This window comes from Nitrogeniibacter aestuarii (assembly GCF_017309585.1).
Classification (GTDB): Bacteria; Pseudomonadota; Gammaproteobacteria; order Burkholderiales; family Rhodocyclaceae; genus Nitrogeniibacter; species Nitrogeniibacter aestuarii.
In genome coordinates, this window is record NZ_CP071321.1 from 2,498,386 (window position 1) to 2,519,827 (window position 21,442).

General features: G+C 60.9%; 17 protein-coding genes. 4 read left to right on the plus strand and 13 right to left on the minus strand.

Annotated elements, in window-relative coordinates; genetic code table 11:
- Positions 1-2 precede the first annotated feature (2 nt).
- From rseP to rpsB, 8 genes are read right to left on the minus strand one after another with little or no spacing between them, the layout of a single operon-like run.
- The gene (gene rseP / locus J0W34_RS11455; protein ID WP_230968893.1) at positions 3-1,367 is read right to left on the minus strand and encodes an RIP metalloprotease RseP; all 1,365 of its coding nucleotides are present in this window, start codon (positions 1,365-1,367) and stop codon (positions 3-5) included.
- Entirely contained in the window at positions 1,367-2,587 is a 1,221-nt protein-coding gene (gene ispC, locus J0W34_RS11460) for a 1-deoxy-D-xylulose-5-phosphate reductoisomerase (RefSeq protein ID WP_227814393.1), read from the minus strand. Before ispC ends, rseP begins: the two co-directional genes overlap by 1 nt.
- 43 nt (positions 2,588-2,630) lie before the next feature.
- The gene (locus J0W34_RS11465) at positions 2,631-3,446 is read right to left on the minus strand and encodes a phosphatidate cytidylyltransferase (RefSeq protein ID WP_227814392.1); all 816 of its coding nucleotides are present in this window, start codon (positions 3,444-3,446) and stop codon (positions 2,631-2,633) included.
- Positions 3,439-4,230, minus strand: coding sequence for a polyprenyl diphosphate synthase (gene uppS, locus J0W34_RS11470; protein ID WP_227814391.1), 792 nt, complete (start codon positions 4,228-4,230; stop codon positions 3,439-3,441). Before uppS ends, J0W34_RS11465 begins: the two co-directional genes overlap by 8 nt.
- 28 nt (positions 4,231-4,258) lie before the next feature.
- A complete protein-coding gene (frr, locus tag J0W34_RS11475; RefSeq protein WP_227814390.1) occupies positions 4,259-4,816 on the minus strand; it encodes a ribosome recycling factor in 558 nt (185 codons plus the stop codon).
- 13 nt (positions 4,817-4,829) lie between these two features.
- Positions 4,830-5,546: a UMP kinase gene (gene pyrH, locus J0W34_RS11480; protein ID WP_227814389.1), complete on the minus strand. Its 717-nt coding sequence runs from the start codon at positions 5,544-5,546 to the stop codon at positions 4,830-4,832.
- A 20-nt stretch (positions 5,547-5,566) separates the two neighbouring features.
- Entirely contained in the window at positions 5,567-6,454 is an 888-nt protein-coding gene (tsf, locus tag J0W34_RS11485; RefSeq protein WP_230968894.1) for a translation elongation factor Ts, read from the minus strand.
- A 37-nt stretch (positions 6,455-6,491) separates the two neighbouring features.
- Positions 6,492-7,262 carry a 30S ribosomal protein S2 gene (gene rpsB / locus J0W34_RS11490; RefSeq protein WP_227814387.1) on the minus strand — a complete coding sequence of 257 codons (771 nt, stop codon included), beginning with the start codon at positions 7,260-7,262 and terminating at the stop codon, positions 6,492-6,494.
- A gap of 96 nt (positions 7,263-7,358) precedes the next feature.
- On the opposite strand from rpsB, the gene J0W34_RS11495 reads away from it, so the two are divergent.
- The 3 genes from J0W34_RS11495 to J0W34_RS11505 are packed head-to-tail and all read left to right on the plus strand — an operon-like array spanning position 7,359 to position 10,973.
- The gene (locus J0W34_RS11495) at positions 7,359-7,589 is read left to right on the plus strand and encodes a hypothetical protein (protein WP_227815115.1); all 231 of its coding nucleotides are present in this window, start codon (positions 7,359-7,361) and stop codon (positions 7,587-7,589) included.
- Positions 7,586-8,389 (plus strand): type I methionyl aminopeptidase, encoded by an 804-nt coding sequence (map, locus tag J0W34_RS11500; protein ID WP_230971667.1) that lies wholly within the window; start codon positions 7,586-7,588, stop codon positions 8,387-8,389. The genes J0W34_RS11495 and map overlap by 4 nt, the downstream gene beginning before the upstream one ends.
- A gap of 16 nt (positions 8,390-8,405) precedes the next feature.
- On the plus strand, positions 8,406-10,973 hold the full coding sequence (locus J0W34_RS11505) for a [protein-PII] uridylyltransferase (RefSeq protein ID WP_230968895.1): 2,568 nt from the start codon (positions 8,406-8,408) through the stop codon (positions 10,971-10,973).
- 30 nt (positions 10,974-11,003) lie between these two features.
- Here J0W34_RS11505 and J0W34_RS11510 read toward each other — a convergent pair whose 3' ends face one another.
- Entirely contained in the window at positions 11,004-11,744 is a 741-nt protein-coding gene (locus J0W34_RS11510; protein WP_230968896.1) for an S-methyl-5'-thioinosine phosphorylase, read from the minus strand.
- Positions 11,745-11,881: 137 nt separating this feature from the next.
- Here J0W34_RS11510 and typA point away from each other — a divergent pair, with 137 nt between their 5' ends.
- Positions 11,882-13,696 carry a translational GTPase TypA gene (gene typA, locus J0W34_RS11515; protein ID WP_227814383.1) on the plus strand — a complete coding sequence of 605 codons (1,815 nt, stop codon included), beginning with the start codon at positions 11,882-11,884 and terminating at the stop codon, positions 13,694-13,696.
- 49 nt (positions 13,697-13,745) lie between these two features.
- Here the strand turns inward: typA and galU are convergent, their stop codons facing one another.
- The 4 genes from galU to smc are packed head-to-tail and all read right to left on the minus strand — an operon-like array spanning position 13,746 to position 21,392.
- On the minus strand, positions 13,746-14,642 hold the full coding sequence (galU, locus tag J0W34_RS11520) for a UTP--glucose-1-phosphate uridylyltransferase GalU (RefSeq protein ID WP_230968897.1): 897 nt from the start codon (positions 14,640-14,642) through the stop codon (positions 13,746-13,748).
- Positions 14,643-14,652: 10 nt separating this feature from the next.
- The gene (gene ligA, locus J0W34_RS11525; RefSeq protein ID WP_407941092.1) at positions 14,653-16,743 is read right to left on the minus strand and encodes an NAD-dependent DNA ligase LigA; all 2,091 of its coding nucleotides are present in this window, start codon (positions 16,741-16,743) and stop codon (positions 14,653-14,655) included.
- On the minus strand, positions 16,740-17,858 hold the full coding sequence (locus J0W34_RS11530) for a cell division protein ZipA (RefSeq protein WP_230968898.1): 1,119 nt from the start codon (positions 17,856-17,858) through the stop codon (positions 16,740-16,742). Before J0W34_RS11530 ends, ligA begins: the two co-directional genes overlap by 4 nt.
- 18 nt (positions 17,859-17,876) lie before the next feature.
- A complete protein-coding gene (smc, locus tag J0W34_RS11535) occupies positions 17,877-21,392 on the minus strand; it encodes a chromosome segregation protein SMC (RefSeq protein WP_230968899.1) in 3,516 nt (1,171 codons plus the stop codon).
- Positions 21,393-21,442 lie beyond the last annotated feature (50 nt).

The window sequence follows — 21,442 nt, forward strand, 5'->3', positions numbered from 1 at the left end:
AATTAGCCGGAAATCAGGCGGTTGATATCGTTATAAAAGGCAAATGCCATGAGCATGACCAGCAACGCGAGGCCAACTTGCTGACCAATCTCCATCACGCGTTCGGGCACCGGTCCACCCCGGATGATTTCGATCACATAATACAGTAAATGCCCACCGTCCAGCACCGGGATGGGCAGCAGGTTCAGCACCCCCAGACTGATGCTGATCAGCGCGAGAAACTTGATGTAGTGATCAAGCCCCATCTTGGCAGACTGCCCCGCGTAGTCGGCAATCGTGACAGGGCCGCTGAGATTTTTCCAGGACAGATCCCCGGTGATCATCCGACCGATCATCTTGAGACTGAAAATACTCATATCCCAAGTCTGGACGGCCGCGAGCGACAAGGCCTCCAGGGGGGGATGGGTGACGACCACAAACATTGAGTCGGCACCTTCCTCGGTTCGCTGAACTCCGACGCCAATGCGGCCGACCATCTCGTCGTCGACCATCTCCGGACGCGGCGTGATGTCCAGCTCATGAACGCTTCCATCGCGTACCAGTTCGAAACGCATGCGCTCATCCGGGGATGCACTGACTTTCTGAACCAGTGTCATGAAATCATCGACGGTCTCTCCGTTGATTCGAAGCACCTCGTCGCCAGGCTGGACGCCTGCGATGGCCGCGGGTCCATCGTCCAGCACACTGCCAATGACCGGAGGAATTCTCGGCCTGAAAGGCCGAACGCCGATCTGGACCATCGGATCATCGCGGCCTTCATCCACAACCACCGACTGGAGAGGCAGCGACCGGACGACCGTCGAACCATCTTCGGTCCGCACCCGCACTTCCGCCTCGCCAGTATCCATGGTCGCCTTCAGCACGGCCCAGCGCCAGTCCTGCCAGGATCTGACTGCAACGCCATCGACGGAAAGGATTTCGTCCCGATCCTGAAATCCGGCCTGCGCAGCAACGGAATCTGGCGCAATGACGGCGACACGTGCTTTGAGCTCGTCGACGCCGGCAACAAAGACCACCCAATACAGCACAACGGCAAGCAAAAGGTTGGCAAGCGGTCCGGCAGCGACAATGGCGAACCGGCGCCAGACACTCTGGGTGTTGAAAGCTCGATGACGCAGCGCGGCGGGCACATCCCCTTCACGCTCGTCGAGCATCTTCACGTAGCCACCAAGCGGGAAGATTGCGAGCACCCACTCGGTCCGATCCTTACCCATTGTCCACTTGATCAGTGGCTTCCCGAATCCGACCGAGAAGCGCTGCACCTTGACGTTGCACCAGCGCGCAACCGAGTAGTGACCCAGCTCGTGAATGAGGATCAGCAGGCCGAGCCCGAAGACAAAAGGAATGAGGTAATCAAATAGCGCCATCAGGCGGCCTCCCGCTCCCGAATGAGCGCTTGCGACAGAACACGTGCTTCGGCATCGACTTGTTCGATTTGTTCCAGCGTTGTGTCCGTCGCGTCGTGCATCTTGTTCATCACCGACTCAATAAGCGTCGGAATGGTGAGGTATGGAATTCTGCCTGTCAGGAACGCATCAACCGCAACTTCGTTCGCTGCGTTCAGCACGGCGGGCAAGCCCCGGCCTGCGCGCAGCGCGTCAAAGGCGAGTTTGAGACAAGGAAACCGCCGGAAATCGGGTGCTTCAAAGTCAAGATGCGCGATCTTGAACATATCGAGTGGCGCGACGCCCGATTCGATCCGTGCCGGATAGGCCAGCGCGTGAGCGATGGGCGTTCGCATGTCCGGATTACCCAGCTGAGCCAGGACCGACCCGTCAGTGTATGCCACCATGGAATGGATGACACTCTGCTTGTGAACGACCACTTCGATCTGATCGGCCGAGACGCCGAACAACCAATGCGCCTCGATCACTTCAAGGCCCTTGTTCATCATCGTTGCGGAGTCCACAGAGATCTTCCGCCCCATTGACCAATTGGGGTGTGCGCACGCCTCTTCCGGCGTCACCGCATGCAGTGTCTCGGGAGCTCGGTCGCGAAACGGACCGCCGGATGCGGTGAGCAGTATCCGCGTCACGCCGTGCGCACCAGGATTCCGGTCGTAAGACGGTGGCAGTGCCTGAAAAACGGCATTGTGCTCGCTGTCGATCGGGAGCAGCGTCGCACCGTGATCACGGACCGCCGACATGAAAAGCGCACCGGACATGACAAGTGCCTCTTTGTTGGCAAGCAACACGCGCTTCCCGGCCCGGGCTGCAGCCAGGGTCGGTCGCATACCCGCAGCACCGACGATGGCGGCCATGACTGTATCGACATCGCCGGCCTCACTGACATCAATCAGGCCTTGTTCACCGACCAGAATCTCGAGCTCACCGCACTTGCCGTTCAGGCAACTCCGCAACTGACTGGCCGCCTCGGCATCCGCCACCACCGCGTATCGCGGGCTGAACACCCGGCATTGTTCTGCGAGACGTTCGATACGCGTGCGGCCGGTGAGCGCAAAAACGCGATAAAGATCGGGGTGCCGCGCCACGACATCGAGCGTGCTCTCGCCGATGGACCCTGTCGAACCAAGCACCGTGATATTTTGAATTTCGGACATGTCTTGTTGAAAGCTGCCGGGAGTCATGGCTCAAAGATCAGCACATGTTAGCGCTCGAATGGACGGTCGCCTAACGTACCAGAAAGACGAACAGGGCGACCATCGGCAAAGTGGACGTCAAGCTGTCTATACGGTCCAGAAAACCGCCGTGGCCGGGTAGCAGCTGGCTGCTATCCTTGATGCCAGCCTGCCGTTTGAGGAGAGACTCAAAAAGGTCTCCGGCCACGCTGATGCCGGTCAGAAGCAGCAGGGCAAAAACAATCAGCCCCCAGATCATGGGACTGAAGCGCGCCCCTGCCAGAACCAGCGTCGCCAGACCGTATATCACCACGGCAATCAGCGCACCGTAAACACCTTCCCAGCTCTTTCCCGGGCTGATGGAAGGGGCAAGCTTGCGTCGGCCGAAGGCCCGACCAGAAAAATACGCGGCAATATCGGCGATCGAGACAATCGCCATGGCGCCGAGCAACCACCAAGGGTCGATGCCACGAAGAAACATCATCGACAGCGAAGTCGGTAACAGCACGACCAATCCAACGATCATGCCCACACCGCCGCGCCCGAGACGCCATCCACGGGATAGCCAGAGAAATCCGATCAGCAGCCAGAAAGCGGCGGAGACGGCGAACGCCGCCAGGAATATCCAACGCCCAGACGCCACGTCATTGAGTGTGAGCGCACCGAGACCGAAGGAAAGCAAACCGCCAAGCATGCCGAAGGCAAGCCGCCCGCGCCGAGTCCAGCCGCACAGGCCGCCCCACTCCCACGCTGCAATCCCCATGACGAGGGAGACGAAAGCCGCCCAGCCGAGCGGCGGAAAGGTAAAGAGTGCGCTCGCAAATACCGCGAGCATGATTAACGCCGTAATGATGCGTGTTCTAAGCATGGCCCTTGTGCGAGCCAGCTCGCGCGCGCTCTTCAGGAGACAACTGTTCGCTTGTTCGGCCGAAGCGGCGTTCGCGGTCCGAGAACGAAGCCAAGGCCTTGTCAAAGGCGGTCTCGTCAAAGTCGGGCCACAATGTGTCCGTGAAGTACAACTCGGTGTACGCAAGCTGCCAGAGAAGGAAATTGCTGATGCGCTTTTCTCCACCTGTCCGAACAAAGAGATCGGGCTCGGGGGCAAAAGCCATCGACAAGAACGGCTGCAGAGTTTCTTCCGTCACCGGGCCATCGAGATCGCCCGACGCAATCAGAGCATTGGTCGCCTGCAGGATATCCCAGCGCCCGCCGTAGTTGGCAGCGATGGTCAGCTCCAACGCGGTGTTCCCGGCCGTCATCGCTTCGGCATCCCGAATCATGCGTACCAAGGCTTCGTCGAATCGACTCAGATCACCAATAACACGGAAGCGAATTCCATTCTCATGCATGCGTGCGATCTCTTTCTTGAGAGACCGCATGAACAACTGCATCAGGAAACCGACTTCGTCCGCGGGCCGACGCCAGTTTTCAGAGCTGAAGGCGAACAGCGTTAGATAGCCAACACCACGTTCGATACAGCGCGTGATGATCTTGCGTACAGACTCGACACCACGGGAATGCCCCGCGACACGTGGCATGAAGCGTTTGCGTGCCCAGCGGCCGTTGCCATCCATAATGATGGCCACGTGACGGGGCACGGTTCCGCCTGCAGGCACGTCGCAGGTCGAGCTGGTGAATTTTTGATCGGACATCGAGCCGACGCGTTCTGGCGCAGCGCGCTCAGACCTGCATCAGTTCCTGCTCCTTCTGTTCAAGGAGCTTGTCGATTTCTGCGATGAAACGGTCGGTCAACTTCTGGACATCTTCCTGAGCACGACGCTCGTCGTCCTCGGAGATTTCCTTGTCCTTGACAGCGTCTTTGAGCGAACTATTGGCGTCGCGGCGGTGGTTTCGAATCGCCACGCGGGCGCTTTCACCTTCCTGCTTGACGATCTTGGTCAGATCACGACGACGCTCTTCGGTCAGCGCAGGCATGGGAACACGAATCAACTCGCCCACTGACGCCGGATTCAGCCCCAGATCGGAGTCACGAATGGCCTTTTCGACCTTGCCAGCCATCGGCTTTTCCCACGGCTGGACGCCGATGGTTCGAGCGTCGATAAGGGTAATGTTGGCGACCTGGTTGATCGGCACCATGCTGCCGTAGTACTCAACCTCAACGTGATCGAGAATACCCGTGTGGGCCCGGCCCGTACGAATCTTCGCCAGGTCGGTTTTCAGCGCGTCGACGGAACGCTGCATCTTGCCTTCGGTCGTCTTCTTCAACTCGGGAATCATTCAGGGCATCTCCTCAGCAGTAGACCAGCGTGCCTTCATCTTCACCCATCACGACACGCTTGAGTGCGCCGGGCTTGAAGATGCTGAACACGTTGATCGGCAATTTCTGATCGCGACACAGCGCAAACGCAGTCGCATCGAGCACTTTGAGATCACGAGAGATGGCTTCATCAAAGCTGATCTTCGCAAATCGCTCTGCGGACGGATCCTTCTTCGGGTCCGCCGTATAGACGCCATCGACCTTTGTCGCCTTCAACACGATCTGGGCACCGATCTCGGCGCCGCGCAGGGCTGCGGCGGTATCGGTCGTAAAGAACGGGTTACCCGTCCCTGCGCCAAAAACCACAACGCGTCCTTCTTCAAGGTAGCGAATGGATTTTCCGCGAATGTAAGGCTCGACAACCTGATCGATACGCAGAGCGGACTGCACGCGAGCGTTGAGACCCGCCGCACGCATCGCATCAGCGAGCGCCATGGCGTTCATCACTGTTGCGAGCATACCCATGTAGTCCGCGGTCGCACGATCCATTCCGGAGGCAGCACCTGCCATCCCCCGGAAGATATTGCCACCACCAATGACCACGCCGACCTGCACCCCCAGACGGCTGACTTCGGCCACTTCGGCCACGATGCGGGCGACCACATCCTGGTTGATCCCATAGGCGTCGTCGCCCATGAGTGCTTCACCGGAGAGCTTGAGGAGAATGCGTTGATAAGCAGCGGTGGTCATGGTGATGGCTCCGCGTCGAATTACTTCTTGGCGGCAGCGGCCTGAGCGGCCACTTCTGCTGCAAAGTCATCCACCTTCTTCTCGATACCCTCACCCACGATGTAGAGCACGAAACGGGCGACAGACGCGCCCTTGGACTTGAGCAGGGCCTCGACGGTCTGCTTGTCGTCCTTCACGAAGGGCTGACCCAGCAGGGTGACTTCCTTCAGGAACTTGTTAACCGAACCGGTCACCATCTTTTCGACGATATCGGCCGGCTTGCCGGACTCGGCAGCCTTCTCAGTCGCCACGCGGCGCTCGGACTCGATCAGCTCTGCCGGCACCTGGTCGGCAGACAGCGCCTTGGGCTTGGAAGCGGCAATGTGCATGGCCAGGTCACGACCCAGCTCGTCATCGCCCCCCACCAGATCCACGAGCACACCGATCTTTGCGCCGCCGTGGATGTAGCTGTAGACCTGCCCCTGGGCTTCGATACGATCGAAACGGCGGATGGACATGTTCTCACCGATCTTGCCGACCAGCTCGGTACGCACCGCCTCAACCGTCTTGCCACCCAGCTCGAGGTCCGCCAACGCAGCAACATCGGCCGGGTTTTTGGTCGCGATCAGTTCAGCTGCGCTGGCACCCAGTGCCAGGAAGTCGTCGTTCTTGGCCACGAAATCGGTTTCGCAGTTGAGTTCAACCATCGAAGCCAGCTTGCCGTCGCCAGAAATATAGATGGCCACAACGCCTTCGGCCGTCACACGGGCAGCGGCCTTGGAGGCCTTGTTACCCAGCTTGACGCGAAGAATCTCTTCCGCCTTACCCAGATCGCCGTCAGCCTCGGTCAGCGCCTTCTTGCATTCCATCATGGGCGCATCGGTCTTCTCGCGCAGTTCCTTGACCATTCCTGCGGTAATTGCCGCCATGGTTACTCCTGAATTCTTGATTGATGACTAAAGTGGATCAGGCTTCGCCCTGCTCGGCTTCGCCGGCAACCTCTTCCTCGACTTCGACGAACTCGTCGGAACCGGCGGCCACGATTTCCTGGATGCTCTGGCTACGACCCTCGACAACCGCATCGGCCACGCCACGGGCGTACAGGCGAATCGCGCGACTGGAATCATCGTTGCCCGGGATCACGAAATCCACACCTTCGGGCGAGTGGTTGGTATCGACCACACCCACAACCGGAATACCCAGCTTCTTGGCTTCGGTCAGGGCAATCTTGTGATAGCCGACATCGATCACGAAGATCGCGTCCGGCAGGCCACCCATGTCCTTGATGCCGCCGATGCTCTTGGAGAGCTTTTCGATCTCGCGGGTGGTCATGAGGGCTTCTTTCTTGGACAGACGCTCGATGGAGCCGTCTTCGACCATGGCTTCCAGATCCTTGAGGCGCTTGATGGACTGCTTGACGGTCTTGAAGTTGGTCAGCATGCCGCCGAGCCAGCGCTCGTCAACAAAAGGCATACCGGCACGACGGGCTTCTTCGGCGATGATTTCGCGCGACTGGCGCTTGGTACCAACGAACATGACGGTGCCTTTGTTGGCCGCCAGCTTGCGCACGTAGTCCATGGCTTCGTGGTACTTCACCATCGTCTTTTCGAGGTTGACGATGTGAATCTTGTTACGCTGGCCAAAGATGTACTGGGCCATACGCGGGTTCCAGAAACGGGTCTGGTGACCAAAGTGAACGCCTGCTTCGAGCATCTGGCGCATCGTGACTTGAGACATGGTTTTCTCCTGAAAGGGTTAAGCCTCCGTCCGGCGCGATGAATCACCGCTTAACTACTCCCCCAAGGGAGCAGACCCTTTGTCTGAGCGCCGCACATGGCTTCAAATGCGCTCTTACAACGCTCGCACCTGGAAAGGCGCGATCCCGGACGTGTGGATTTACAAATCAAACAAAACTTGCCGATCACTCGATCAGGCAAGCTCGCGATTATAGCAGCGCAACATGACGAGCCTCAAGCCTTGGTTGGCAACCCGGATTGCTGTTCGACTGTCCATGCGATAGCCTTTCGCCTTTACCCCAACGGTCAAAAAGAAAAAGTGCAATGAGTATCAACCTGAAAACCCCGGAAGAGATTGAAGGTATGCGTGTGGCCGGCAAGCTCGCCAGCGAAGTGCTCGACTACATCACTCCCTTCGTCAAACCCGGCGTCACGACCGAAGAACTCGACAAGCTGTGCCATGACTACATGGTGGATCAGCAAGGTTGCATCCCTGCACCCCTGAACTACGCCCCGCCGGGCTACAGCCCATACCCCAAGTCGATCTGCACCTCGATCAATCATCAGGTTTGTCATGGTGTCCCCAGCGACAAGACGCTGAAGAACGGCGACATCGTCAACCTGGACATCACGGTCATCAAGGATGGTTTTCACGGCGATACGAGCCGAATGTTCCAGGTCGGCAACAAGGTTTCCATCCTTGCCAAGCGCCTTTGCCAGATCACATACGAGTGCATGTGGCTGGGCATTCACACTGTCAAACCGGGTGCCCGCCTTGGCGATATCGGCGCGGTCATACAGAAACACGCCGAAAGCAACGGTTTTTCAGTGGTACGGGAATTCTGCGGTCACGGGATCGGTCGAAACTTCCATGAAGATCCGCAAGTGCTCCATTATGGGCGCGCCGGGACCGGCATGATTCTCGAGCCGGGCATGACCTTTACGATCGAACCGATGATCAACGCCGGCAAGGCCGCCATTTCGGAATTACCGGATGGCTGGACGATCATCACCAAGGACCGCAGCCTTTCCGCGCAGTGGGAACATACGATTCTCGTCACTGACACCGGCTACGAGATCATGACCCAGTCCGACGGCACGCCCGAACGCCCCGCCATTATTGTCTGAACTCAGCCAGCCCCCTATGTCCGACACTTTTCGCCAAGACGTCAAGGCGATTCGAGAAGCGCTCAAGGCACGCGAAGCCACGCTGGCCAAAAGCTACGAAGCCCGCCCACTGACCCGCAATTATCTGCGAGGACGCGTCAAGGCGGTCGATGAAGCCATCGTTCGCCTGTGGCGCGCGTGTGCCCTCGACGATCGCTGCGCCCTTGTGGCCACCGGGGGGTATGGGCGTGGCGAGCTGTTTCCGCACTCCGATATCGATCTGCTCATATTGCTCCCCGCCCGGGGCAGCGGCGATTTCGACGCAGCCCTGACCCAGTTCGTCGGCGCGTTGTGGGACATCGGGCTGCATATCGGCCACAGTGTGCGCACAGTCGAAGAATGTGTATCGGTCGCTGCCGACGACATCACCATACAGACCAATCTGCTCGAAACCCGACTGCTATGCGGTGAAAACGATCTGCTCAAGGAAATGAGCACCCGCGTCCGGCTTGCCATGGACGTTGAACGTTTCTACCAGGCCAAGAAGCTTGAGCAGGAACAGCGGTACGCGCGCTACAACGACAGCCCGTATGCACTCGAGCCGAACTGCAAGGAAAGCCCGGGCGGTTTGCGCGACCTGCAGTTCATGGGCTGGATCAGCCGCTCGGCCGGTCTTGGCACCAGCTGGCGCGACCTGGCGCACCACCGTCTGATCACCGCCAATGAGGCCGGCGAACTTCGCGAAGCCGAGCGCTTCTTGCAGCATGTGCGGATTCGTCTGCACCTGCTTGTGGGTCGCGCCGAGGATCGGCTGCTGTTCGATCACCAGGAACGCCTGGCCAGCGCCTTCGGTGTCGAGCCAACGGCCGGCAAGCGGGCCTCGGAAGTGCTCATGCAGCGCTTCTATCTGTCGGCCAAGAAGGTCATGCAGCTCACGAGCATCCTGACCAAGAGTTACCGGACCGAATTTTCCAGCGAAAACAAGGCCGCGGCCATTGTCATCAATGACCGGTTCCAGACCGTGCGGGATCTGCTCGATATTCGGGAAGACAACCTGTTCAAGACGCACCCGGAGGCCATGTTCGAGGCCTTTCTGATCATGCAGGAGCGCTCTGAACTCACCGGCTTTACCGCACGCACCATGCGGTCGATGTGGATGAACCGTCGTCGCATCAACGCAGCGTTCCGTGCCGACGGCGTGAACAAGCAACGCTTCCTTCAGCTGCTTCAGGCCAAGCGCGGCATCGTGTCGACGTTCCGCCGCATGAACCAGTACGGCCTGCTGTCGAACTACCTCCCGCCCTGGCGGAAGATCTCGTGCCAGATGCAGCACGACCTCTTCCATGTGTACACGGTCGACTCGCATACGCTCATGGTGCTTCGCAATCTGCGTCGATTCACCATGGGAGAGCATGCCCACGAATACCCGCTCATGACACAACTCATGATGGGCATGGACAAACACTGGCTGCTCTACGTCGCCGCCCTGTATCACGACATTGCCAAGGGTCGGGGTGGAGATCACTCTAAGCTTGGCATGGTCGATGCACGCAAATTCTGCGAACAGCATGAGATGGAAGCGGCCGACACCGACCTGGTCGAGTGGCTGGTGGAAAACCATCTGGTCATGTCCCACGTCGCACAGAAAGAAGATATTTCAGATCCTGCCGTGGTTCAGCGCTTTGCCGACCAGATGGGTACGGAACGTCGGCTGACCGCCTTGTACCTGCTCTCCCATGCCGATATTCGCGGCACCAGCCCGAAGGTATGGAACGGCTGGAAGGCGCGCCTGCTCGAAGACCTGTTTCACGCGACCCGGCGCCTGCTGCGTGGCGCATCGCCCGAAGAGGCACTCGGGCTGGAAGATCGCCGTACGGACGCACAGAGGCTGCTGCGGTATTACGGGCTGCGTCCCGACGTGGAAAAGGCGCTCTGGAATACGCTCGACTCGGTCTATTTCATGCGCCATTCCGCCGAGGAGATCGCCTGGCATGCACGCCACCTCTATCACCGCCCCGAAAGCGTCGCGCCGGTTGTCCGCGCTCGCCTGAGCGAAGGTGGTGAGGGTATTCAGGTGATGGTGTTCGCGCGCGACCAGAAAGACCTGTTCATGCGCTTGTGCGGTTTCTTCGGCCGGCTTGGCTACAGCATTCTCGATGCCAAGATTCACACCACGCGACACGGGTACGCGCTGGATAGCTTCATGGTCCAGTACCCTGGCGAGGACACGCATTACCGCGAACACATCGCGCTCATCGAGCACGAGCTGCCGAAATTACTTGAATCCGAAGCACAGACCGACCGTCCGCCGGAGCCGCGCCTGTCTCGCCACGTCAAACACTTCCCCGTGCGCCCCGCAGTACGACTGCGAGCTGACGAAAGCGGCAAGCAATACATCCTGACGCTCACGGCAGCCGACCGCCCGGGACTCCTCTACGATGTAGCCAAGACACTGGCCAGTTTCAACGTCCAGCTGCATACCGCGAAGATCGCCACCCTCGGCGAACGCGTGGAGGATGCGTTTCTGGTCACCGGGCGCGGGCTGTCAAGTGACAGCCACGTGCTGCAGATCGAACGAGAGCTACTGAAAGAATTGCAGATCTGATCAAAAAAGGCGGCCGCTTGGCCGCCTTTCTCATTTCCCGCCGCACAACCCGTTCAGCAACACCCGCACGCGCGTCATCGATTCTTGCAGCACCAGTTCAATGCTGTCGAAGCTGATGCCGTGTTCGCTCGACGCGCGCCCTGCACCGAAATTGGCCACCACATTGATCGCCGCGTAGGGCAGATCGAGTTCTCGTGCCAGCGACGCTTCAGGCATCCCGGTCATCCCGACCACATCGGCGCCATCGCGCTCGAATCGATCGATTTCGGCCGCAGTCTCCAGCCGGGGGCCCTGCGTCGTTGCATACGTCCCGCCATCAAACAGCGCTTCACCGACGGCTTTTCCGGCCGCCAACAGGCGCTTGCGGAGTTTTTCATCGTACGGATGGGTGAAATCCACGTGGCGCACCGGACGATCGCCACCATCGAAGTAGGTGCTCTCGCGACCCCAGGTGTAATCCAGGATCTGATCGGGAACGAGCAGCGTCCCCGGGCCGAAATCCGCCCGGATTCCCCCCACGGAAGCCACGGAAATCACGCCTTCTGCGCCCACATGCTTGAGGGCCCACATGTTCGCCCTGTAATTCACCAGATGAGGCGGAATGGTGTGCCCATAGCCGTGACGAGCCATGAAGACGACATCCTGCTCACAGATGCGCCCGAAGGTCAGCGCGCCGGAAGGCTCACCGTAAGGGGTCCGAACCACCTCACGGCGCGTGACATCCAGCGAGGCCAGTTGGGTCAGCCCACTTCCACCGACGATGGCGAGCATGCAATTTCTCCAAGAATACCGTGCAAAAAGGCCGCCGATTTTATCACGCGGGCGACCAACAACTGGTCGGACGACATGTTGCAACGCGGGATCGCATGTTAGAATCCGCCCCTTTTCAAATACTTCCGGCGCATTCCATGTCTCGCTCCATTCGCAACATCGCCATCATCGCCCACGTCGACCACGGCAAGACGACCCTGGTTGACCAGCTACTTCGCCAGTCCGGCACCTTCCGTGACAACCAGCAGGTGGACGAACGCGTGATGGATTCGAACGATCTTGAAAAGGAGCGTGGCATCACGATTCTTTCCAAGAACTGTGCCATCCAGTACGGGGACACCCACATCAACGTGGTAGACACCCCGGGACACGCCGACTTCGGTGGCGAAGTGGAACGCGTGCTCTCCATGGTCGACGGCGTGCTGCTGCTCGTCGATGCCGTGGAAGGCCCGATGCCCCAGACGCGCTTCGTGACCCGCAAGGCGCTGGCAATGGGCCTCAAGCCGATCGTGGTGGTCAACAAGATTGATCGTCCTGGCTCGCGTCCGGACTGGGTGATCAACCAGACCTTCGACCTCTTCGACAAGCTCGGCGCGACCGAAGAGCAGCTCGATTTCCCGGTGGTGTTCGCCTCCGCGCTCAACGGTTTCGCGATGCTCGACGCCGACAAGCCGGGCACCGACATGAAGCCGCTTTACGATGCGATCATCGAGCACGTGCCGGCACCCGACGTCGACGAAAACGCGCCGCTCCAGTTCCAGATCTGCTCACTTGACTACTCCACCTACGTGGGCCAGTTGGGCATCGGCCGCATTCGTCGCGGCAAGATCAAGCCGAACCAGGAAGTCGTCGTCATGTACGGCGACGAAAACAAGGGCAAGGCCAAGATCGGTCAGATCCTCACGTTCACGGGCCTCGAGCGCAGTCAGGCCGAATCGGCCATGGCGGGTGACATCGTGCTTGTCTCGGGTATCGACCAGATCGGTATCGGTGTGACCCTGTGCGACCCCGAGAACCTCGACCCGATCAAGCCGATCGCGGTGGACGAACCGACCCTGACCATGAACTTCATGGTCAACACCTCGCCTCTGGCCGGACGCGAGGGCAAGTTCGTGACCAGCCGTCAGATTCGCGAGCGCCTTGAAAAAGAGCTGCTCAAGAACGTCGCACTGCGTGTGAACTACACCAGCGATTCGGAAACCTTCGAGGTCTCCGGCCGTGGCGAACTGCACCTGACCATTCTGCTCGAGAACATGCGCCGTGAAGGCTACGAGCTTGCGGTCGGCCGCCCGCGCGTCGTGTTCAAGGAAATCGATGGTCAGAAGTGCGAGCCGTACGAAATGCTGACGGTCGACGTGGAAGAAGACCACCAGGGCAGCGTCATGGAAGAACTGGGCCGCCGCCGCGGTGAGCTTCAGGACATGGCTCCGGATGGCAAAGGCCGTGTTCGCCTGGAATACCGTATCCCCGCCCGCGGCCTGATCGGCTTCCAGGGCGAATTTCTGACCATGACCCGCGGTACCGGTCTGGCCAGCCATGTGTTCGACGACTACGGCCCCATGGCCGGCGCCATGGCCGAACGTCGCAACGGTGTGCTGATCTCCCAGAACGACGGTGCCGCCGTGGCCTACGCCCTGTGGAACCTGCAGGACCGCGGCCGCATGTTCGTGAGCCCGGGTGAAGCCCTTTACGAGGGGATGATCATCGGTATTCACACCCGGGATAACGATCTGGTCGTGAATCCGATCAAGGGTAAGCAACTGACCAACGTGCGCGCCTCCGGCACCGATGAAGCCGTGCGCCTCGTCCCGCCGATCAAGCTCACCCTGGAGTCGGCCATCGAGTTCATTGCCGATGATGAAGTGGTGGAGATCACCCCGCAGTCCATCCGCCTGCGCAAACGCCTGCTCAAAGAGCACGAGCGCAAGCGTGCAGGTCGCGAAGGCAGTTAAGAAAACGGCGCCCTCGGGCGCCGTTTCTACATCTGCAAGCCGCCGAATATCATTCGGAGTCCGGATTGCTCTCCAATGAGCGTGCAGCCAGATATTCGGCAAACCCGTGCGCCACTTCAGCGTGACGCAGACCGAATTCGACGGTGGCCTTGAGGTACCCGAGCTTCGAGCCGCAGTCGTAGCGCACCCCCTCGTACTGATGCGCAAGCACAGCCTCTTCCTTGAGAAGTGAGGCAATGGCATCGGTCAGCTGAAGTTCGTTGCCCGCGCCCGGCTTCAGCTTGCGCAGGTGATCGAAGATACGGTGCGTGAGGATGTAACGCCCGACCACAGCCTGGGTGGTTGGTGCCTTGGCGGGCTCGGGTTTTTCCACGATCCCCGTCATGCGCTGCACCTTGCCCTCCTGACTCTCGGTACTGACAATGCCGTAGGCCTTGGTCTCTTCGCGCGGCACGTTCATCGTGCCCAGCACCGAACAGCGGTGGTAGTTGTAGACCTGCACCATCTGCTTGAGAACCGGATCGCCATCGCCGTTATCGAGCAGGTCATCCGCAAGCATGATGGCAAAGGGTTCTTCCCCGATGACCGGAGCCGCGCACAACACCGCATGCCCCAGGCCGAGGGCTTCGGGCTGGCGGATGTAGATGCAGTTCACATTCTTCGGGACGGTATTTCGAACAAGATCGAGCATGGCTGACTTGCCTCGTGCTTCGAGTTCGCTTTCAAGTTCATAGGCCTTGTCGAAGTGGTCCTCGATCGAGCGCTTGGTCCGGCCGGTAATGAAGATCAGGTCCGTGACACCCGCGGCCACGGCCTCTTCAACCGCGTACTGGATCAACGGCTTATCCACGATCGGCAACATTTCCTTCGGACTGGCCTTGGTCGCGGGCAGGAATCGGGTGCCCATGCCTGCAACAGGGAAGACCACCTTGGTCACGGATTTCATTCGTTTCTCCTCAAAACAGGTTTTTCTGGGGCGGGGCTTCATCGCTGGTGGCGTCGGTACTCACAGCATCCGAGACGAGCGCGCGAAGCCCCGCTTCGTCGAGAATGGTCACACCCAGTTGTTGCGCCTTGTCGAGCTTGCTGCCAGCGGCTTCGCCAGCGATCAGGTAGTCCGTCTTCTTTGAAACCGAACCGGCCACCTTGCCGCCCGCCGCTTCAATCATGGCCTTGGCATCGTCACGGGTCATGGCGGGCAGCGTTCCAGTCACAACAAGTGTCTTGCCAACCAGCGGCCCGTCCGGCGCCTGCGCCGGCTCATGCTCGGGCCAATCGACACCGGCGGCCCGCAACTGCTCGATCACCTCGCGGTTGTGGGGCTCGGCGAAAAAATCGTGGATGCTCTGCGCCACCACCGGTCCCACGTCGGGCACGGCCTGCAAGGCATCGAGTTCTGCCGTCATCACCGCATCCATGCTGCCGAAGTAGCGCGCCAGATCGCGCGCTGTCGCTTCACCCACGTTGCGGATGCCAAGTGCGAAGATGAAGCGCTGCAAGGTGGTGTGGCGGCTCTTCTCGATGGCAGCGACCACATTCGCCGCCGACTTTTCCGCCATGCGCTCCAGGCCGGCCAGCCCGAGCACGCCGAGCTTGTACAGATCGGCGGGCGTCTTGACGATGGCGTTGTCGACGAGCTGCTCGATCAACTTGTCGCCGAGCCCCTCGATATCCATCGCCTTGCGCCCCGCGAAGTGGATCAAGGCCTGCTTGCGCTGCGCCGGACAGAACAGGCCGCCCGAACAACGGGTGACCGCCTCGTCCTCGCCACGCACGGCATGCGAGCCGCAGATCGGGCATTCGGTGGGCATCACGAACTCGCACTCGCTTCCGTCGCGACGATCAGGCACGGAAGACACCACCTCCGGAATCACGTCGCCCGCCCGGCGCACGATCACCCAGTCGCCGATACGCACATCCTTGCGGCGTACCTCGTCCTCGTTGTGCAGGGTCGCGTTGGTGACGGTGACGCCGCCGACGAACACCGGCTGGAGACGTGCGACCGGTGTCAATGCGCCGGTGCGGCCCACCTGGATGTCGACGTCGAGCACACGGGTCATCTCTTCCTGGGCCGGATACTTGTGGGCGACTGCCCAGCGAGGCTCCCGGCTGACAAAGCCCAGTTCCTCCTGCAAGGCGAAATCGTTGACCTTGTACACCACCCCGTCGATGTCATAGGGCAAATCAGGGCGCAAGGCTTCAATCTTCGCGTGAAAGGCGATCAGCCCTTCGGGCCCTTCGGTCACGCATCGATGGGTGCATACGGGGAAACCGAAGCCTGCCAGGGCATCGAGCATGGCGGCATGACTGGACGGGCGTGTCCAGCCCTGGCTCTCACCAAGCCCGTACGCGAAGAACGAGAGCGGACGCTGGCGCGCGATGGTCGGATCCAGCTGACGAATTGCCCCGGCGGCCGTGTTGCGCGGGTTGACGAAGGTTTTGGCCCCCATGGATCGCTGACGCGCATTGAGACGCTCAAAGGCGTCTCGACGCATGTAGATTTCGCCGCGAACTTCGATCACCGGTGGCGAGTTGCCGAGGAGACGCAGTGGAATCTGATCAATGGTGCGCACGTTGTGCGTCACATCTTCGCCCGTCTGTCCGTCCCCGCGTGTCGCGGCCTGGACAAGCAGGCCGTGCTCATAGCGCAGGTTGATGGCCAGCCCGTCGAATTTCAGCTCTGCCGCGTACTCGACGGGCGGGTCGCTCTCATCCAGCCCGAGACTGCGACGGACACGCGCATCGAATGACAGTGCGCCCTGCGCGCTCTTGTCGGTCTCGGTGTTGATCGACAGCATCGGTACGCGATGCGTCACCGGCGACAGTTCGGACAACGCAGCGCCACCCACTCGCTGCGTGGGCGAATCGGGCGTCAACAGCTGCGGGTATTCGGCTTCCAGCGCCTGCAATTCCTGGAAGAGGCGATCGTACTCGGCGTCCGGCACGCTGGGCGCATCCAGCACGTAGTACTCACGGTTGTATCGGTCGAGCGTCTCGCGCAGGGCCTGAGCACGCTGCGCCTTATCCTGCGGCACATCCATGATCATGCGGTAAACAGGCGCAAGGCTAGCGGCGAGCCGGCCGGCATGCCGCACTCCTGCATTTGTCCCTGAAAATGTTTGATCTGCTGACGAATGAGCGCCGCGGCTTCAGGACCGAACGGCTGACGGTTATCGTCCACCACATGCGCGCCCAGTGCACTGGCCAGCTGCTTTGCCACCAACATCATGCGATCGAAGACCTGCGCACCGTTGGCGACGCGCGGCACATCAACGATCATGGTCAGCCCCTGGGTCTGCATATCGCGCAGACTTTCGGGCGAGAACAGGGTCGGCTCGAGATTCCCCAGGACAAACAGGCTGTTCCCGTTGTCGTCTTCGGCATGGAAAAGACCATCGGCGCGCAGGGCCAGCCCCTGGGCCTCGACCAGCCCCCGGAGCTTCGTGCCCAGGAAGGGCTCGGCACCGCTGACGAGATTCACGCCGATCTGCACGTCCACGCTGGCGCAGAACTGATCGAGCTGCCCTGCCCGTTCAATGGATTCTGCCCGCGCGGGCGCGGCGGTCGGAATCGCCATGAACTGATCCGCCGTGCGCCCGACGCCATCGACGAACCGGGAGAAGTCCGCATCGTTGATCGGGCCACGACGATCCACCAACTGCATGGCAGAACAGAACCAGTGGTAACGCTCGCCCGAATGCGGGCTGATCGGACGCCACTGATTCACAGACTCGTCAAGCGCGAACCATGCGACGGGCTTGGACAGCCCCTCCAGATGCTCCCGTTGCGTCTGCCACAATTGGCCAGCCAGGATCGGCTCGATGGATTCGAGCCGGATCACACAGTCGACGCGCTCGTCCACCTCGGGTGGAAGCGGCGGTGCCTTGCGACCGGCTTCTTCGGCAACTGCGCTGGGTGCAATCTCCGTGGGAATGTCGTCGGGCAACTGGGTGGGCAGCGCTTCCGGGATGTCGTCGTAGGCGCTCTCTCCTGGACGCTCGCTGGTCCCCGGCTCGAGCAGCACGTCGCGATGGTCGGAGCGAAACGTCTTCTCCGCATGCTTTTGCGCCTTGCGCTCCTGCCACTTGTTGTACGCGAGTACGCCGACGACGGCGATTGCGCCGGCACCGATCAAACCCATCTGCAATTCACTGATTGCCATCTTTACCTTGCTCTGTGATCACGCGGGGGCATTGTCCGCCATCCGCAGTGCCTCTTCCATGTCCACTTCCACCACGCGAGAAACGCCCTGCTCCTGCATGGTCACCCCGACAAGCTGCCGGGCAATCTCCATGGTGATCTTGTTATGACTGATGAACAGGAACTGGGTCTGCGATGACATTCGCTTGACCATTTCGCAGAATCGTCCCGTGTTCGTATCGTCCAATGGTGCATCCACCTCGTCAAGCATACAGAAGGGCGCCGGATTGAGCTGGAACAGCGAAAAAACCAGTGCAATCGCCGTCAGCGCCTTTTCCCCGCCCGACAACAGGTGAATGGATGCGTTCTTCTTGCCCGGTGGTTGAGCCACGATCTGGATGCCCGCATCGAGAATCTCCTCACCGGTCAGTTCAAGCTTGGCCTGCCCCCCGCCGAACAGCTGCGGGAACAGTGTCGAGAACTGACGACTGACCGTGTCGTATGTCGCTTGCAGTTGCTCGCGCGTTTCGCGATCAATGCGGCGAATCGCGTCTTCGAGCGTGCCGATGGCCTCGGTCAGGTCCTGATGCTGGGCATCAAGATAGCCCTTGCGCTCCTCGGCTTCTTTCAGTTCGTCGAGTGCCGCCAGGTTCACCGCGCCCAGCGAAGCGATGGCGCGCCCGAGTCGGGTCACGTCATGCTGCAGTGTCGATTCGCTGACGCCGTCGAGCAGCGGCGTCAGTGTGTCCTCATGGGCCTGCGCTTCATCGAGGCGCTCTTGCTGCTGAGATTCAGCCAACTCTGCCGCTTGCACGGCAAGGCGTAACTCGCCCACCCGGTCGCGCAGCGGTGCGGCACCCTGCTCGACCCGCAGACGCTGCTCTTCAATCGCCTTGAGGTTGGCAGTGGCCTCTGCCAAGGCATCACGACGGGCCGCCAAGGCCGCCTCCCGGGCGCCGCGCAGTTCAAGCGCCTCGTGCAGTGCGCTTTGTCCCGCCTCGGGATCGACCGCCGACAGTTCGGCGCGTCGCGCCTCCTGTTCAACCCGCAGACGCGCGGTCTGGTCAGTGGCCATGCTCAGGTTGCGCGCGATGTCGTCCAGCTTGCCCTGACACTCCCGCACCGAAAAGGTGGCCTCTTGCGCCTCTCGCGACAAGGTCTGAACCTGAGACTGAGCTTCGCGCAGCGCGGCCTCTCGCTCGCCGCGCACCTGGGTCGCGTGTTCGGCGCGCTCGCGCAACGCCTCGATCAGCGCCTCGCAACGGTCCAGTTCGGCTCCTGCTTCGGCCAGATGGTCCTTCTCGGTCGCCTCGTTCTTCAGCAGCTCTTCAAGGTCACCCGAGATGCGCGCCTGTTGCTCAAGCGCGCGCTCCTGGGCCTGGGTGAGCTTCAGCAAGGCCAGCTGCTGGTCATGCAACGCACTCTGGCGGGCCTGATGTTCACGTCGAATGTCAGTGAGTGCGCTCTGCCGTTCGCCCAGCAGGGCCTCTAGCCCCTCGACCTGACCGTGCGCAGTATCGAACCGCTCATCAAGGGCCGCGATCTGCGTCTCCAGTGCTTCGATTTCAGCCGCGCGCTCCATCACCCCCTGGGTTCGGGCATCACCACTCACATGCGCGAAACATTCGCGCGTCAGGCATTGCCCGAGCCGGTTGTACAGGCGCACCTGCGCGGGAAGTCGTTCGTGTTGATCCAGCCAGGGCGCCAGATCTTCAACCACATAGGCATGTTTCAGCCAGGCATGGACCGTCCCTTGCCAGGGCGATGCCACACTCACCTGATCGATCATCCGCGTCAGGCCGTCAAAAGAACTGGGGGCTTCATCGTTCGTGACCGGCCAGGCCAGAACCACGCTCGCCGGTGGCGGCGCATCCAGCGCTCTGCGCACGGCGTCACCTTCCACACCGGTCAATGCCGCCAGTTGCTCGCGCAAGGCGGACTCAAGTGCGGCACTCCAGCCATCGGCCACGCTGATCGATGCCCAAATGGGCTTCAGGCTGGCCAGCCCCTGGGTTTCGAGCCATTTGCCCAGTTCGCCTTGCTGCTGCACCTTGTGCTGCAACTGAACCAGCGCCTGCCGGCGAGCACGCAGTTCGGTCAGCTCGCGCTGAGCATCCCGCTCGACACTGATCGCGGCCTTGAGTTGCTCCTGCAGTGTCGGCACCGCCGCCTGAGCCTCGGCCAGCTGATCGGCGAGTGCGTTGAGGGCCTCTTCCTGCGCAGCGACTGCCATTTCAAGCTCGGCAAGCTTGTCCGCTTCCGGCGCGACGATGTTCCCGCCCTCACGCGTCAGTCGCTCGCGACGCTGGGTCAGCGCGTCCAGCGCACGTCGTGCACTGGCACATCGGGCCTCTTCCACCCGTGCCTGCTGTTCGGTCTGCGCCAACTCGCGCCGAGCCGCCGCCGCGGTGGCGTCAGCCGCCCTGAATTGTGCTTCTGCGTCCGGCACCTGATCGCTGGCGGCCTCCTGACGGGCCTGAGCCTGAGCCAGACGCAGCTCCGCGGCTTCCTGCAGATCGTGCCAGCGTGAGCGCTCGGTATTGAGCTCGACTTCCCGTGCCAGCCAGTGCGCCATTTCGGCATCAAGCTGTTCGATCCGGCTCGCCAGCCGCTGCTGATTTTCGACCAGATGTCTTGACTCAGCTTCGAGGCGACTGACTTCGGCCGCTGCGGCATACAGATCGTTCTGCGACACGTGCACATCGTCGGATGCCTTCAGATGTGCGTCGCGCGCCGCTTCAATCGATTCAGCCAGGCTTTGCAGCCGCGCGCTGTCCATCTCGAGCTGCCGGGTGGCTTCATTCAGGGCCTCGGCCGCCCGGCGCTTCTGCTCACGGGCCACATTGCGCTTGGACAACCACAGCAATTGCTGCTTTTGCTCATGCTCGTCATGCAGACTGCGATAACGCTCGGCAACCCGCGCCTGCTTCTCGAGCCGCGCAATGCGGTCACCCAACTCCATGGTGATGTCGTCGAGGCGCAGCAGGTTTTCACGTGCGTCCGACAGGCGCCCCTCCGTCTCCTTGCGCCGCTCGCGATATTTCGTCACACCGGCCGCTTCTTCGAGGAAGCCACGCACCTCTTCCGGTCGCGCCTCGATGATGCGGGAGATCATGCCCTGTTCGATGATGGCGTAGGCGCGTGGGCCGAGGCCGGTGCCCAGGAACAGATCCACCACGTCCTTGCGACGCACCAGCACGTTGTTGATGTAGTAGGAGGAGTTGCCGGTGCGGTCAAGAACGCGCTTGACCGAGATTTCCGCATACTGCCGCCATTGGCCGGCAGCCTTGCCCTCGGCGTTGTCGAACACCAGCTCGACGCTGGCGCGGGACACGGGCTTGCGTGTGGTGGAGCCGTTGAAGATCACGTCCTGCATAGACGCACCGCGCAGCGCAGAGGCGCGCGTTTCACCGAGCACCCAGCGCACGGCATCGATCACGTTCGACTTGCCGCAACCGTTCGGACCCACGATACCGACCAGGTCGCCCGGACACAGCACGGTTGTCGGATCGACAAAGGTCTTGAAACCGGCGAGTTTGAGTCGGGACAGTCTCACTTGAGCGCGATTCTGGTGGGTCTGAAATGTCCGGGGTGGTCACCGCAGAG

Excerpts from the sequence above, each read along its gene's own strand:
- rseP (WP_230968893.1), bottom strand. The coding sequence starts at position 1,367 with ATGGCGCTATTTGATTACCTCATTCCTTTTGTCTTCGGGCTCGGCCTG.
- ispC (WP_227814393.1), bottom strand. The coding sequence starts at position 2,587 with ATGACTCCCGGCAGCTTTCAACAAGACATGTCCGAAATTCAAAATATC.
- J0W34_RS11465 (WP_227814392.1), bottom strand. The coding sequence starts at position 3,446 with ATGCTTAGAACACGCATCATTACGGCGTTAATCATGCTCGCGGTATTT.
- uppS (WP_227814391.1), bottom strand. The coding sequence starts at position 4,230 with ATGTCCGATCAAAAATTCACCAGCTCGACCTGCGACGTGCCTGCAGGC.
- frr (WP_227814390.1), bottom strand. The coding sequence starts at position 4,816 with ATGATTCCCGAGTTGAAGAAGACGACCGAAGGCAAGATGCAGCGTTCC.
- pyrH (WP_227814389.1), bottom strand. The coding sequence starts at position 5,546 with ATGACCACCGCTGCTTATCAACGCATTCTCCTCAAGCTCTCCGGTGAA.
- tsf (WP_230968894.1), bottom strand. The coding sequence starts at position 6,454 with ATGGCGGCAATTACCGCAGGAATGGTCAAGGAACTGCGCGAGAAGACC.
- rpsB (WP_227814387.1), bottom strand. The coding sequence starts at position 7,262 with ATGTCTCAAGTCACGATGCGCCAGATGCTCGAAGCAGGCGTTCACTTT.
- J0W34_RS11495 (WP_227815115.1), top strand. The coding sequence starts at position 7,359 with ATGGCTTCAAATGCGCTCTTACAACGCTCGCACCTGGAAAGGCGCGAT.
- map (WP_230971667.1), top strand. The coding sequence starts at position 7,586 with ATGAGTATCAACCTGAAAACCCCGGAAGAGATTGAAGGTATGCGTGTG.
- J0W34_RS11505 (WP_230968895.1), top strand. The coding sequence starts at position 8,406 with ATGTCCGACACTTTTCGCCAAGACGTCAAGGCGATTCGAGAAGCGCTC.
- J0W34_RS11510 (WP_230968896.1), bottom strand. The coding sequence starts at position 11,744 with ATGCTCGCCATCGTCGGTGGAAGTGGGCTGACCCAACTGGCCTCGCTG.
- typA (WP_227814383.1), top strand. The coding sequence starts at position 11,882 with ATGTCTCGCTCCATTCGCAACATCGCCATCATCGCCCACGTCGACCAC.
- galU (WP_230968897.1), bottom strand. The coding sequence starts at position 14,642 with ATGAAATCCGTGACCAAGGTGGTCTTCCCTGTTGCAGGCATGGGCACC.
- ligA (WP_407941092.1), bottom strand. The coding sequence starts at position 16,743 with ATGATCATGGATGTGCCGCAGGATAAGGCGCAGCGTGCTCAGGCCCTG.
- J0W34_RS11530 (WP_230968898.1), bottom strand. The coding sequence starts at position 17,858 with ATGGCAATCAGTGAATTGCAGATGGGTTTGATCGGTGCCGGCGCAATC.